Source organism: Halopseudomonas xiamenensis (assembly GCF_014219065.1).
GTDB lineage: Bacteria > Pseudomonadota > Gammaproteobacteria > Pseudomonadales > Pseudomonadaceae > Halopseudomonas > Halopseudomonas xiamenensis.
In genome coordinates this window covers 38,149-52,177 of record NZ_JACLGO010000011.1, presented here as the reverse complement: position 1 = coordinate 52,177, position 14,029 = coordinate 38,149, and the positions used below count along the sequence as shown (strand labels likewise).

The window sequence follows — 14,029 nt, the reverse complement described above, 5'->3', positions numbered from 1 at the left end:
AGCCGCACGGATGGAGATTACCAGGAGACGCGTTGCTCGGCGATGCGCTCACGGGTTGCCTGTATCCACTCATCGCGAGTCTGAAACCCGGGTCGGCGCCGGCATATAGCCTCGGTACGGCTCAGTATCTCTTCGGCGCTCTGATTCAGATCCAACGGCTCACGACAGGGCTGGTTGGTATAAAACGGGGCGTCTACGTACATCTCGATAGGGTTGCCTTCCGGGTCCTTGAAATACATGGACCAAGCATTACCGTGATCAACCTGATCGATACCTTCAATGCCGTTGGCTTTGGCAAAGGCGTAATAGCTTTTCAGGTCTTCCAGCGAGTCAAGCAGGAAGGAAAGCTGGTTGATCGGGTTGAATGCCAGATCGTCTGGTTTGCCATCGAACAGCACCAGCTGGTGATGAACTTCCGGATTCTGGGTCAGGAAAAACAGGCGGTGGCCGGTTGATGCGACCCCTTTGTCGCTGACCACGAAGCCGAGCTTCTGGCAATAGAACTCGACCATATTGTCCAGGTCGGAGCAGAAGGTGCCTGTGTGGGTAAAGTTGATTCTGGGCAATGTAGCCATGTCTATGTATCTCTTGTTTGAAGGTCGATTATCGGTTCAGGCTTCGTCAACCACAGGGTTGGCCAGGGTGCCAATCTGCGAGATGACTACTTCGAAAACGTCACCTGGTTTGAGAAAGATCGGTGGGTTGCGCTTGAAGCCAATGCCGCTGGGTGTTCCTGTGGCGAGAATGTCACCTGGGTTCCAGTCGAGCGCCTGGGAAACGTAGGAGATGAGGTGGGGAATATCGAAGGCCAGCTCGGAAAGGCGGCCATGCTGCATTTGCTCACCATTGAGCAAGCCCCGAATTTCCAGCTCTCTATAGTCGGCAATCTCATCGGCAGTGACCAGCCAAGGGCCGAGCGAACCTGTGCCACGGAAAGTCTTGCCCATGCCGTACTGGTGGGTGTGGAACTGCCAGTCCCGTACGCTGGCATCATTGAAGCAGGTGTAGCCAGCCACATGGGACATGGCATCTTCTGGGGCAATATGTGAACCGCCTTTGCCGATCACTACGGCGAGCTCGGCCTCGAAGTCGAATTCGGAAGACACTTTGGGACGTGCAAGGGGCGCGCCTGCTGCCAACAGTGTTTCAGCGAAACGCTGGAATATGACCGGATATTTTCCCACCTTGCGCCCGGCTTCCTCGGCGTGAGCGACATAGTTGATTCCGACGCAGATGATTTTGCCTGGTGCCGGGATGACCGGTTCAAGCTGCACCTCAGACAAAGCAATATCGCCGCTGGCATCCAGAACGCAGTCGTGGGCTTGAGCCAAGAGGCTGTCGTCAGCCAGCAGCGTTTTCAGATCGGGAGCAGTAGGGAATCGTTGAGCCAGATCGATAATCCGATCACCTGCAACGGCCCCGTAACTGGCTTGACCACGATATTGATAAGATACGAGCTTCATTCTTGTTCTCCATTTTGTGCACAAAAATAATGTTCTTGCACCATAACTCATAAAATGCATACTAGGGAAGCCCTATGAACTAATATCTCGCGAAGAAGCCTGGAGAAGCATAAACATGTCACTGGTTAAGGTTCGTAAATTTAAGCTGGATGTTGAAGATATCCTCCATGAGCGTGGCCCGGTGGCTGCCGAGCCGTTGAGGGTTGCGGTTGCGATGGCCATTGTGGAAAACCCTTATGCGGGGCGCTACGTAGAAGATCTGAATGCCTTCATGCAGGAACTACGTGGGCTGGGCGCTGATCTTGCTGGCAGGTTGATCAAGGCGTTGGGTGGTCTGGACAAGATTGAGGCCTATGGCAAGGCCGCCATCGTGGGTGAGGATGGCGAGCTTGAGCATGGCGCCGTTTGGCATGAGGCCGGGGGCTGGGCCATGCGCGAAGCGCTCGGCGAGCCAAAGGCTATTGTTCCTTCCGCTAAGGGCATAGGTGGTCCTGGTACACGGATAATGGTTCCGCTGGGGCATATTCATGCGGCTTACGTTCGCAGCCATTTCGGCGTGGCGGAAATGACGCTATGGGATGGTCCGCGCCGTGATGAGATCGCCTTCGGTCTGGCTATGGCTACGGGTGGTCGCATTCACGCTCGCCTTGGTGGTCTGGCTGCTGCCGACGTTAAGGGTGACGACGGGTTGCGGTAACGAAGCGAACAGTTGCAGAGACGGTGGGCCGGCTGGCCCGCTAGATGAAAAATCTGACAATAAGAAAGGAAAGAAACCCATGACAAAAAAAATGATGCGCGCCGCCAGAATGCATGAGTGCGGACAACCGATGGAGCTTGAACAGATACCCGTACCAGCCATTCGGCCTACCGAGGTTCTGGTCAAGGTTGAGGCCTGTGGTATCGTCCCGAACCTGCACAATATTCTGACTAATTGGACAACCTGGTTTCCCCATCTGCCATTGCCAAAGCTGCCAGCGATATTTGGTCTGGATCCTGCCGGTGTTGTCGAGCAGGTTGGTGACCAGGTCTATGACTTCAAGCCCGGTGATCGGGTATATGTCAATCCGGCGCGTTACTGCGGTTCCTGCCGTTCCTGCCGGTCAGGCAACACCACGGGCTGTTCGGCCTATACCTTCAATGGCTATTTCGGTTTTACGCCTCGCAGCCCGCGTATGTTCGAAGATTACCCGTACGGCGGCCTGTGTGAATACATGCCAGCGCCGCAATACAGCCTGGTGAAGATTCCGGACAGCATGAGTTTCGAAACCGCTGCACGCCTGGGTTACCTGGGGACCGCTTATCGAGCGCTGCTCAAAGCCAATGTTGGTCCGACCAGCACCGTGCTGATCAACGGTATCAGTGGCACCCTGGGTCTGGGCGCGGTGGCGCTGGCCTTGGCCATGGGCGCGCGTAAGATACTGGGGACTGCGCGCAACCAAACGCTCTTCCAGCGAGTGAAGGATCTGGCGGCGCCAGGCCGCATTGAAATCCACTCCCTCGATGACGGCTTGACCTCGGAGTGGGTTGAGCAAATCACCGCAGGTGAGGGCGTGGATGCGGTAATTGACTGCATGGGGCCTGGTGCACCAGCGGATAACCTTGTCGACTCCGTGCGTGCGCTGCATCGGAGCGGGCATTTGGTGAACATTGGTGCCATTGCTGGTGATGTGCCGTTGGATCTGCACTGGATCATGGATAATGATCTGCATATCAGCGGCTCGGCCTGGTTCACCAGTGGCCAGGGTCAGGCGATGGCAGATATGGTCGAATCCGGTGTGCTGGATATTTCGTTCTTTGAGCACCAGGTTTTCCCACTCGATCAGATAAACGAAGCAATCAGCGGGATCGAGAACCGCAGTGGTGGGTTCAGCAACTACGTCATACGTCCTTGAACTGAACTGAACTGAGCGAGGCACCTGCCTTGCTCAGTATTGTGATGTTTTTCTGCATGAGGAGAGGGGAATGCAAACCGTCCACTTGCTGGGTTTGTGTGGCAGCCTGCGTAAAGCATCGAGCAACGATGTCGTTCTGCGCACTGTGGCTGAAGAGCTGTTGCCCGCCCACGCAGTGATGGAAATTCCATCGCTGCATGATATCCCGCTATATAACGAAGACCTTGATCTGACGGAAAGTTCCACTCCGGTTTCCGTTTCTCTGTTGAGGCAAATGGTGGCAAACGCCGATGGCGTGTTGATTGCGTCGCCTGAGTACAATCACGGTATGTCAGGGGTGATCAAGAATACCCTGGACTGGCTGTCACGCCCCCATGGAAACTCTGTTCTCAAGAATAAGCCTGTGCTGGTCATGACTGCGTCGCCTGCCTTTACCGGTGGTGTCCGAGCGCAGCAGCAACTGAATGAAACGCTCTGGGCCGTTCAGGCGAAGCTGGTCAGATACCCGCAGATTGTCGTTGGTGCCGTGGCCGGAAAGATAAAGGATGGCCGACTGATTGATGAGCCTGCTCGCCAGTTTCTGGCCGCAGGCATTGTCAGTCTCTGCGATACGGTGCGGGGTTGATTTCGAGACTCGCCAGCCATCGATTAACCAGTTGTGCCCGTTCATGCGGGGGCAGTGATGCGATGCCATCTGTCACCAGTGGAGCTGTATTGCCAGTGTACGGGTTCACAACCTTGCTACCAATACTTTTCAAGGTATTCGGGTTGGCACTCCAGCGCAGATTGAATGCGGCGAGTTGGGGAAACCAGAACTGGCTTGTGTAAGGTAGGTGATCGTGAATCCACCATGCCAACGGAGTCCAATCTCCATGTTGGCTGTACCAGGGGAGTAATGCAGGTACAACGATACAGGCTGTTGCTCCGGCGTACCCTTGTGAGTCAGGATAATCCCAGATATGAGAGGCATGGTTCTGTTCATTATCGGCACAACTGTACTGACGGTTATTGTCAGCGCCCTTGGCGTTGACGGCAGGTGAGCGGTAGGCCGAGCGAATACAGATGCGTCCGAATCGTTCCTGCAGCGGTTCCAGCAACTGTTCACATAGCTCGTGGCCTGCCGCAACTGCCTTATCGGGAAATTCCGGAATATTGGCAATGCTTTCTATCTGACTGATTTCAGAAAAAAGGAAGTCCCGCATGAAGAAGTGCTTCGACAGCCGTACCCGCCCCAACTCTTCCAGCTCTCTGACGGTGACGGGTTTGTCCATACTTTCATAGCCTTTACACATGCTCTATTGCTCTACACCAACCATGAAAAATACAGCTTTGGCTACCCTGTCTGACTTGTTACGCCAGGCATGCCGGGTTCCGTTCTGAATCACTACATCTCCCGGGGCCAGGCGCTTCTCCTGACCATTATCAAGCTCCAGCCAGAGCTCACCTTCAAGCAGCACTGCGTAGTCGAGAGTAGGGGTCTTGTGCATGCCCGGATTGTCAGCTTCAAAACACTCGAACAGGCCGGGTAGCTTTTCCGCCAACTCGGAGTAGGCGCGTATCGGGTTCAGAGGTGCGGTCATGACATCATCTGGAGGCAGGCTGACCACCAGTAAAGATGTCTGACCCGGCCCGGGAAGGATGGAAGCATGGCGCAGCGTAGGATCTGCTGTGGTTGTTGGGCTGCCTGATGAAGTATCTGTTATCCACACTTGCGCGATGCCATGACCTGGAATATCACCAAAGTCATGTTCTCGGGGTGCTGTTTCATCGGAAAGAAAAATGGCATGTCCGGATGCGTCATGCCCGGTTACCAGTCGTCTGATCTTCATGGTATGTCACTCCTGTTATTATTTTCTTGATCATCTGCAGTTGGTATGGAGGCTACCTCGGGTGCTGTATGGGCAGCCCGCGATTTTGCCAAGGCAAGTGAGGCTTTTTAGATGACATGTTGCCGACGCAGCCGGTCAATCATCTCGGCAGTGAGGCCAAGCACATCGCCCAACACTTCTTCCGTGTGCTCCCCAAGCAACGGTGGAGCATTTCGATACTGAACGGGCGTAGCGGACAGGCGGATTGGGTTGGCTACTTGAGGTGCGCTCCCGGCCAAGGGGTGCGGCAGATCAATCCGCAGACCACGAGCCTGAACCTGCGGATCGGCAAAAACCTGCGCCAGATCATTTATCGGCCCACAGGGTACGCCGACCTGCTCCAATGTACTGATCCATTGTGCAGTCGTCTTGAAAACCGTAGCCTGACGGATCAGTGGGATCAGCTCGGCACGATTGGCCACACGCCCCTGGTTGGTGGAAAAGCGCGGATCATCCGCCCATTCGGGGCATCCGGCAGCCTCGCTGAACCGGCGAAACTGACCATCATTACCCACCGTCAGAATGAAGTTGCCATCGGCAGTCGGAAAGTCCTGATACGGGACGATATTAGGATGGGCATTGCCGAGACGTTGCGGCGGAGTTCCGGTAGTCAGATAGTTCTGCGCCTGGTTGGCCAGACAGGCAACCTGAACATCGAGCAAGGCCAGATCAATATACTGACCCTCGCCAGTCTGGTCGCGGTATGCCAATGCCGCAAGAACAGCGTTGCCAGCATAGAGGCCGGTCAATATGTCGGTCAGAGCAACGCCAGCCTTGATCGGACCCGCACCTGCCTCATTGGCGCTGCGCCCGGTGAGGCTCATCAATCCCCCCAGACCCTGGATCATGAAGTCATAACCGGCACGCTGAGCGTAGGGGCCTTCCTGGCCAAAGCCAGTAATGGAACAGTAGATCAGTTGCGGATTGACTTCGCGCAGGCTGGCGTAGTCCAGGCCGTAAGCGGCCAAGCCACCCACCTTGAAATTTTCCAGCACTACATCTGATTGTGCTGCCAGCTCCCGAACAAGGCGTTGCCCTTCGGGCTGGGTGAAGTCGATGGTTAATGACCGCTTATTTCGGTTTGCGCACATGAAATAGGCAGATTCCGAGGTATCCATGCCGGATTCATCGCGTAGGTAGGGTGGCCCCCAGTGTCGGGTGTCATCCCCTACGCCACGGCGTTCGACCTTGATCACGTCAGCCCCCAGATCAGCCAGAATCTGTCCTGCCCAAGGGCCAGCCAGAATGCGCGAAAGATCAAGTACCCGGATATGTGCCAAGGCACCGGACATAGCAGACTCTCCTTTTTTAACCACATCGCAATGCAATAGCTGGAACGCCAGCTTGCACAGATTCACCCAAGCGATGGTGATGCTGGAGGTCAGCCTATGCCAATCTGGATAACTCGACAAGATCAAATTGTGCATGTTCTTGTGCAATATGCGTACTCCGAAAGTGATACAGAGCGCTAGCCCTCGCCAAGTTATCAGTAGTCCAGAATGAATGACGATTACGAAGAATTTTGGTGCTTGACTTGGCTTCAAAGGCTGAGTACCGTTTGTGCACAAATTTGATAAATATGCAATAAATTGAATTGATGCGTAGCGGGTGTGCATCCCGCAGTGAGGAGATCGATCATGCGTATGAAGCCCGAACTCGACTTGAGTGATGCAGAGGAAATGCTTGATAGAGCTGCGCTGGAGGCGAGGAGTAATGGCTGGTCCGTTTCCATTGCTGTTGTCGACCAGGGCGGCTTCCTGATTGCCTTTCGTCGTCTGCCCGATGCTTCCCGATCTTCGGTTCAGATTGCCATCGACAAGGCGCGTTGTTCCGCGTTGTTTCGTCGGCCTACCAGTTTTTTTGAAGACATGTTGTCGAGTGGAATCGCTGGCACCAGTTCTCTTGCGAACGTCGTTCCCATGACCGGCGGTCTGCCGATCATCTACCAGGGTGATGTCGTTGGGGGGATTGCGGTGAGCGGGGTCAAGTCAGCCTTCGATGCCCAGATCGCTCAAGCCGGCCTGGATGCGTTAACAGAGGCCAGTGGATGACGCTGATGCCCAGAAGCAGGATGGCACATCAGCGCCGCTGATGTGCCGGGTTCGATGAGAACCACTTTGAATAAATATAAAAACAGAGAGACCACTACCATGCAGCAAAATCACAGGCGAAATCTGCCGCCCTTTACGCTCAGTGCCATCGGCGCCGCACTTGCTCTATCCGCGTCGCTCAATGCCCAGGCATTTCAGTTTGATACGGGAGTCGAAGGCCTGACGACCAGGCTGGACACCACCGTGAAGTACAGTAATGCGTTCCGGGTAAAGGGGTACGACGACAATATCGTCGTCGGGCCGGGTACCTCGAACCCGAACTTCAACCTTGACGATGGTGACCGTAACTTCAGCTCAGGCCTGATCTCCAATCGACTGGACTTGATGACTGAGCTGGATATCCGATATGGGGACGTCGGCGCGCGTGTCAGCGGTGCTGCCTGGTATGACACCGTCTACAACGAGTCAACAGACCATGATTCGCCGATCACTGCCAACCAGGTCAGTGTGCGTCATAACAGGTTCACCAAGGACACCGAGAAACTGCATGGGCGTAAGGGGGAGCTTCTGGACTTCTTCGTTTACGGAGGTGTTGATATCGGCTCAAGTCGACTGTTTGGCCGCCTGGGCCAGTTCACCGAAATATATGGTGAAAGCCTGTTCTTCGGAGCCAACGGGATTGCCGGCGCTCAATCGACTGTCGACCTGATCAAGCTTCAATCTGTGCCCGGCTCGCAGTTCAAGGAGATCCTCATGCCGACCGAGCAGGTCTCGTTCAACTGGCAGCTCGGCAATAATGTGATGGTAGGAGCCTACTATCAATTTGAATGGAATGAGAACCGGCTTCCCGGTTCGGGCAGCTACTTCAACGTAGGTGACTTTGTCGGTGAGGGCGCCGAGAGCGTTTATTTTCCTACCGGTCGTCTGATGCGCGGCAAGGATATCGATGCACGTGACTCAGGCCAGTTTGGTGCGCAGATCAAGTTCAACCTGCAGGATTGGGAGCTCGGGCTGTATGCCGCCAGATTTCATGATAAATCCCCCATTTTCTATTTCCGCCCTGCCGCGTTGATTCCGGGGAACGATGACAGTTATGTAAACGTTTACGCTGAGGAGGTGAAGGTCTACGGAGCCAGTTTCAGTACGCTGATCGGGGAGGCCAACGTTGCTGGTGAATTGTCCATGCGGGTGGATACTCCGCTGACGGCGACGGGAGGCGTGGTTATCGCCGGTATGGGGGCTGACAACAACTCCAACCCAGCCTACCCGATTGGTGATTCGCTGCATGCCCAGGTATCGATGATCAATCTGTTCAGTGGCAATAACTACTGGGATGCGGCGTCATTTGTCGGCGAACTGGCTTTCAACCGCCGGCTGCGGGTGAAGGAAAACAAGGAACAGATCGACCCCAACGCCACCCGTGATGCATACAGCATGCGTTTTACCTTCGAGCCTCAGTACTTCCAGGTCTTCCCCCAGGTAGACGTGCAGGTTCCGATTACTGTCGGCTATACACCCTACGGTCGTTCTTCGGTGACACCGCTTGCCTTCAGTCCGGAGCGTGGTGGTGACGTCACTATCGGACTCAAGGCTGATTACCAGAAGCTCTGGTATGCCTCACTCAGTTATACCAACTTCTTCGGTGCTGGTGCGCCAATCATTGATGAGACAAATGAATATACCTACAAGCAGACGTTGAAGGATCGGGATTTCATCGCTTTCTCGATTCAGCGCACCTTCTGACCCAAACTCTCTGGAGAACAAGATGAAAAAACCTGAGTTTGTACTTCATGCTTTTCTGGCACTCAGCTTGGCTATCAATTATGCCCATGCCAGTGTTTCTGATGAACAAGCCAATGCGCTCAAATCCACTCTCACTCCGCTGGGTGCGGAGCGAGCAGGTAACAGTGATGGCAGTATCCCCGAGTGGACTGGCGGTTTGACCGCCGATGTTCCGGGCGACAAGTTCGGTGATGTACCAGCGAATCTGTTCCCCGGTGAGGAACCACTTTTCACCATTACGGCGGAGAATGCAGATCAGCATGCCGATAAGTTGAATGAGGGGACCAGGGCGCTGCTTCAGCAATTTCCGGATAGTTTTTATCTGAAGGTGTACCCCAGCCATCGAACGGCTGCGGCGCCGCAATGGGTCTATGACAATACCTTCACCAACGCTACGCAATGCAAGCTGACCCATGAGGGGTTGTCAGTAGAAGGTTGTTACGGTGGTATCCCTTTCCCGATACCGCAGAACGGCAGCGAGGTACTGTGGAACTTCCTGCTGAGAGTGGAGGCTGAATCAATCGAGCATGGCTATCTGAATATCATTGGCAACTCGGATGGATCTCGCACTCTGGCCAGTCGTGGGGTAGAAAACTGGCAGTACCCCTACTATTACCAGGACGGTAACGCTGCAGACTGGCACGGCAAATATGTTCTGCTGCGCTTCCTGACCAATGAGCCTCCATTCAAGGCCGGCGAAGCGCTGGTAACGCATGACAGTATCAATGCCGCATCGCCGCGAGACGCCTGGCAGTATCTGGTGGGTCAACGCCGTGTGCGCAGAGCTCCAACGGTGGGCTATGACACACCTGACTTTGTTGCATCAGGCGCCAACTACTTTGATGAAGTGCATGGCTTTATTGGTCATCCAGATCGCTATGACTGGAAGCTTGTCGGAAAAAAGGAAATGTACATTCCCTATAACCTCAACAGCTTCCATGCACAGCCACGGGAAGCGGTTTATACCGAGGGAGTGCTGAACTCTGAGGCAATGCGCTGGGAGCTGCACCGGGTCTGGGAAGTGGAAGCGACATTGGCATCGGGCAAACGGCATGCGGTGCCCAAACGTCGCTTTTTCATAGACGAGGATAGCTGGACTATTGCGCTCACTGATGGCTATGACGCTGAAGACAAGTTATGGCGTGTGAGCCAGGCTCTACCGTTCGCAGTGCCGGCAATTCCTGCCGTCGTTGTCAAGCCGGTGGTCATTTATAACCTGCAGGCCAATACCTACAGCATGGTGCAGGGGCTCAATGGTGAAAACTACAGGGTTGTCTCTCGCAAATCGGAAAACTTCTTTACCGGCAACGCTGTAGCCGCTGGCTCTGCTCGCTGACGGTAGGCGTGGAAGGTGCGCTCGACGCGCCTTCCACACTTTCCAGAAGGTCAAATAATGAAAAAAAGCATATATCTTCAACGGTATCGCATCAGGTTGGCTGCACTGCTTGCATTCAGTCTCACTGCCTGCAGCATGGCGGCGCATGCAGATAAGGGTACGGATGAGGGCAGGCTCTTCGAGCGAACTTCCATGATCAGCCCCCTCGCTCAACATTCGCTGATGCTGGATATCACCCGTGCTGGCTCACGCTTGGTGGCAGTTGGAGAGCGGGGGTTCGTCCTTGTCTCCGATGATGAAAGCCAGACGTGGAGGCAGATCCTTACGCCGGTCAGTGTGACATTGACACGAGTGGTATTCGCCAATGAGCACAAAGGCTGGGCAGTAGGTCACGCGGGAGTGATTCTGCATACAGAAGATGGTGGCCTGACCTGGCAAAAACAATTGGATGGGGAGCAGGCGGCAAAAATCGAGTTTGAGGCGGCGCAGCAGGCTCATCAAGCCAACCCTGACGAAGATACTGAGCAGCGTGTGATAGATGCTGAGTACCTGGTTGCCGACGGTCCCGACAAACCATTTCTCGCCTTGCACTTCTTTGATGAGCACGAAGGTCTGGCAGTCGGTGCCTACGGCCTGGCTTTTGCCACCAGTGACGGCGGCGCAAGTTGGCGGCCAATCCGGCATCGGATCGACAATCCGATGGGACTTCATTTGTATGACATTGAGGAACTGAATGGAGCGGTGTTTATTGCCGGCGAGCAAGGCATTCTGCTGCGCTCTGATCGGGGTGGTCATTTTACCGCTCTCGAATCGCCCGCCAGCGGCAGTCTTTTCGGGGTGTTGGCAGGATCCGGCAATCTCGTGGCCTACGGCCTGAGAGGAAAGGCCTATCTCTCCGAAGACAAGGGGCAGCATTGGCGCCCGGTGACTAACAATCGTTCCGCCAACCTCACATCGGGAATCAGGCTGAATGATGGGACGCTCCTGCTGGTAGATGAATCCGGCGGCATTCTCTCCAGTCAGGATGGCGGGCAAACATTCAAGGTCACTACGCTTGAGCAGCCGATCTATCTCAGTGGGATATCTACCCTCGCCAATGACCAGATAGTCTTATCCAGTACTCGTGGTCTGGTTCGTCCCTCAAGCGCCAACAATACAATGGAGCCGAATCATGAACGGTGATTCAGTCAAGCAAGCCAGCGATAACCCAGTGTTCGATGAGCGCACCGGCGGTGTTGTTGAGCGTCTTCTATTCAATCATCGTGCGATTGTGGTGCTCGCCTGCCTGCTCATCAGTATTTTTCTCGGATATCAGGCAGGTGATCTACGGCTGAATGCTGCATTCGAAAAGATGATTCCGGTTAGTCACCCTTATATCCAGAATTATTTCAAATACCGTAATCAGCTCGGCGAGGGAGGCAACACATTACGTGTTGCCGTCCATACTACTGAAGGCACTATCTACAACCCCGAATATCTGGAGACGGTAAAAAATATCAGCGATGAGCTGTTTCTGGTACCCGGAATTGATCGCCCTTATATGAAATCCCTGTGGACTCCAGCAACACGCTGGATAGGGGTCACGGAGGAGGGTTTTGATGGTGGCCCGGTTATCCCTGATGATTATGATGGCTCTTCAGAAAGTATCGATCAGGTGCGCCAGAATGTGGCTAGGTCGGGAGAAGTTGGGCATCTGGTAGCATCCAACATGCGTTCCAGCGTGATCCTGCTGCCTCTGCAGGACGCGAGCAATAAGGGTGCCGCGCCGATCGATTACCACGCACTATCTTCCCAGTTGGAAGACCTGCGTCAACGATATGAGACCGACACCATCAAGATCCATATAACCGGCTTTGCCAAGGTAGTGGGTGATCTGATTGATGGTCTCAAGCTGATGCAGGTCTTCTTTGCATTCACTTTCGTTATCTGTGCATTGGTTATCTTCTGGTACACGCGCTGTTTGCGCAGCACCGCGCTGGTACTGCTATGTTCGAGCATTGCCGTCGCCTGGCTGCTGGGACTATTGCCACTGCTCGGCTTGGAACTGGACCCCTACTCGATCCTGGTACCCTTTCTTATTTTCGCCATCGGTCTGAGCCATGGTGCTCAGAAAATGAATGGCATCATGCAGGATATAGGGCGTGGCGCCGACAAGGTTATCGCTGCACGACTGACGTTCCGTCGCTTGTTTCTCACTGGTCTCATGGCGCTGTTGGCCGATGCGGTCGGTTTTGGCGTACTGATGATTATCGATATCCCGGTGATCCAGGAGCTGGCGATCGCCGCCACCATTGGGGTCATGGTGTTGATCTTCACCAACCTGATTTTGCTGCCGATACTGCTGTCCTATACCGGCGTAAGTGCAACTGCATCACGACGTGAGGCCGAGCGTGAAACCAGGGCTCTGGAGAATATCGAGCACAACCGCCAACCGCTGTGGTCATTCCTGGATCACTTCACGCAGCGTAAATGGGCACGTATAGCTGTGATGGTTGGCTTGGCGCTGGGGGTATTCGGTTTCGTTACCAGCTTTCAACTGCAGATCGGTGACCTGGATCCCGGTGCGCCTGAGTTACGTCCTGATTCCCGTTACAACCAGGACAATGCTTTCATGGTAAGCAACTATGCGGCCAGCAGCGACAAATATGTCGTCATGGTCAAGGCTCCGCAATACTACTGCGCCAACTATGAAACGCTGGTCAAGGTTGACGCCCTGGAGTCTCAGTTGCAGATGTTGCCTGGCGTGGTATCAAGCAGTTCACTCGCGGCGCTCAGCAAGACTGCTGCTGCAGGCATGAACGAAGGCAATCTTGCCTGGTACGGGATTCCCAGCAATCAGGGGCTGCTGAACGCGATCATTACTCGGGCACCACGTGAGCTTTTCAACCAGAACTGCGATCTGATGACCATCAACGTTTTTCTGTCTGATCACAAGGCAGAAACCCTTAGCCGGGTGGTTGCTGCTGTCGAGGCGTTTGCTGCCGAGCACAACACCGATACGCTGCAGTTCATGTCCGGCGCGGGTAACGCTGGTATCGAGGCGGCTACGAATATCGTGGTCAAGCGCGCCAACGTGCAAATGCTCTTCATGGTCTACGCGGCCGTCATCGCACTGTGCTTCATCACCTTCCGGTCATGGAGGGCAGTGCTATGTACTGTTCTGCCGCTGATGCTGACGTCGATTCTCTGCGAAGCCCTGATGGTATTCCTGGGTATAGGACTCAAAGTGGCAACCCTGCCGGTGATCGCTTTGGGTGTAGGAATCGGTGTGGACTATGCCCTATATGTGTTGAGTATCACGCTGGTTCATCTGCGCCAGGGGGCAACCTTGTCCAATGCCTATTACACCGCCTTGCTGTCGACAGGGAAGGTTGTGGTGTTGACCGGCGTCACCTTGGGTATCGCCGTGGCGACCTGGGCTTTCTCACCGATCAAATTCCAGGCCGACATGGGCATCCTGCTGGCATTCATGTTCATCTGGAACATGTTGGGCGCCCTGGTCCTCATCCCGGCACTGGCTAATCTACTGGGTTTGGCAAATAGCCTGAGTCCTCAGCGGGTATCGGACGAGCAAGGCGTTTCAAGGTTTGCCCAACTGGTGTGAGACTGTCTGACTACAGAGACCAGGTGTAAAATC

The 14,029-nt window shown here is 54.6% G+C and carries 13 protein-coding genes; 8 read left to right on the top strand and 5 right to left on the bottom strand.

Translation table 11 applies throughout. The features are described from left to right. Window positions 1-17: 17 nt before the first annotated feature. Window positions 18-575 carry a VOC family protein gene (locus tag H6X51_RS09455; protein ID WP_185267297.1) on the bottom strand — a complete coding sequence of 186 codons (558 nt, stop codon included), beginning with the start codon at window positions 573-575 and terminating at the stop codon, window positions 18-20. Window positions 576-611: 36 nt separating this feature from the next. Continuing rightward, complete coding sequence (locus H6X51_RS09450; RefSeq protein WP_185267296.1) at window positions 612-1,463, bottom strand: fumarylacetoacetate hydrolase family protein; 852 nt, start codon at window positions 1,461-1,463, stop codon at window positions 612-614. A 115-nt stretch (window positions 1,464-1,578) separates the two neighbouring features. Here H6X51_RS09450 and H6X51_RS09445 point away from each other — a divergent pair, with 115 nt between their 5' ends. The 3 genes from H6X51_RS09445 (at window position 1,579) to H6X51_RS09435 (ending at window position 3,980) form a co-directional block, all read left to right on the top strand. After that, entirely contained in the window at window positions 1,579-2,160 is a 582-nt protein-coding gene (locus H6X51_RS09445; RefSeq protein ID WP_185267295.1) for an amino acid synthesis family protein, read from the top strand. A 79-nt stretch (window positions 2,161-2,239) separates the two neighbouring features. Further along, a complete protein-coding gene (locus H6X51_RS09440) occupies window positions 2,240-3,355 on the top strand; it encodes an alcohol dehydrogenase catalytic domain-containing protein (protein WP_185267294.1) in 1,116 nt (371 codons plus the stop codon). Between the two features lie 70 nt (window positions 3,356-3,425). Next, window positions 3,426-3,980 (top strand): NADPH-dependent FMN reductase, encoded by a 555-nt coding sequence (locus H6X51_RS09435; protein WP_185267293.1) that lies wholly within the window; start codon window positions 3,426-3,428, stop codon window positions 3,978-3,980. On the opposite strand, the gene H6X51_RS09430 is transcribed toward H6X51_RS09435, so the two are convergent. The 3 genes from H6X51_RS09430 to H6X51_RS09420 all read right to left on the bottom strand — a co-directional run bounded on the left by H6X51_RS09430 (window position 3,952) and on the right by H6X51_RS09420 (window position 6,515). After that, window positions 3,952-4,626: a peptidase M15 gene (locus tag H6X51_RS09430; protein ID WP_185267292.1), complete on the bottom strand. Its 675-nt coding sequence runs from the start codon at window positions 4,624-4,626 to the stop codon at window positions 3,952-3,954. The genes H6X51_RS09435 and H6X51_RS09430 overlap by 29 nt on opposite strands. Before the next feature lie 24 nt (window positions 4,627-4,650). Beyond that, window positions 4,651-5,184 (bottom strand): cupin domain-containing protein, encoded by a 534-nt coding sequence (locus H6X51_RS09425; RefSeq protein ID WP_185267291.1) that lies wholly within the window; start codon window positions 5,182-5,184, stop codon window positions 4,651-4,653. A gap of 107 nt (window positions 5,185-5,291) precedes the next feature. Beyond that, a complete protein-coding gene (locus H6X51_RS09420; RefSeq protein ID WP_185267350.1) occupies window positions 5,292-6,515 on the bottom strand; it encodes a CaiB/BaiF CoA transferase family protein in 1,224 nt (407 codons plus the stop codon). A 345-nt stretch (window positions 6,516-6,860) separates the two neighbouring features. On the opposite strand from H6X51_RS09420, the gene H6X51_RS09415 reads away from it, so the two are divergent. The 5 genes from H6X51_RS09415 (at window position 6,861) to H6X51_RS09395 (ending at window position 13,996) form a co-directional block, all read left to right on the top strand. After that, on the top strand, window positions 6,861-7,274 hold the full coding sequence (locus H6X51_RS09415) for a GlcG/HbpS family heme-binding protein (protein WP_185267290.1): 414 nt from the start codon (window positions 6,861-6,863) through the stop codon (window positions 7,272-7,274). A 99-nt stretch (window positions 7,275-7,373) separates the two neighbouring features. Then, entirely contained in the window at window positions 7,374-9,017 is a 1,644-nt protein-coding gene (locus H6X51_RS09410) for a DUF1302 domain-containing protein (protein WP_185267289.1), read from the top strand. A 22-nt stretch (window positions 9,018-9,039) separates the two neighbouring features. After that, window positions 9,040-10,392 carry a DUF1329 domain-containing protein gene (locus H6X51_RS09405; RefSeq protein ID WP_185267288.1) on the top strand — a complete coding sequence of 451 codons (1,353 nt, stop codon included), beginning with the start codon at window positions 9,040-9,042 and terminating at the stop codon, window positions 10,390-10,392. Between the two features lie 57 nt (window positions 10,393-10,449). Next, complete coding sequence (locus tag H6X51_RS09400) at window positions 10,450-11,574, top strand: WD40/YVTN/BNR-like repeat-containing protein (RefSeq protein WP_235991289.1); 1,125 nt, start codon at window positions 10,450-10,452, stop codon at window positions 11,572-11,574. Then, complete coding sequence (locus H6X51_RS09395; RefSeq protein WP_185267287.1) at window positions 11,564-13,996, top strand: efflux RND transporter permease subunit; 2,433 nt, start codon at window positions 11,564-11,566, stop codon at window positions 13,994-13,996. The genes H6X51_RS09400 and H6X51_RS09395 overlap by 11 nt, the downstream gene beginning before the upstream one ends. Window positions 13,997-14,029 lie beyond the last annotated feature (33 nt).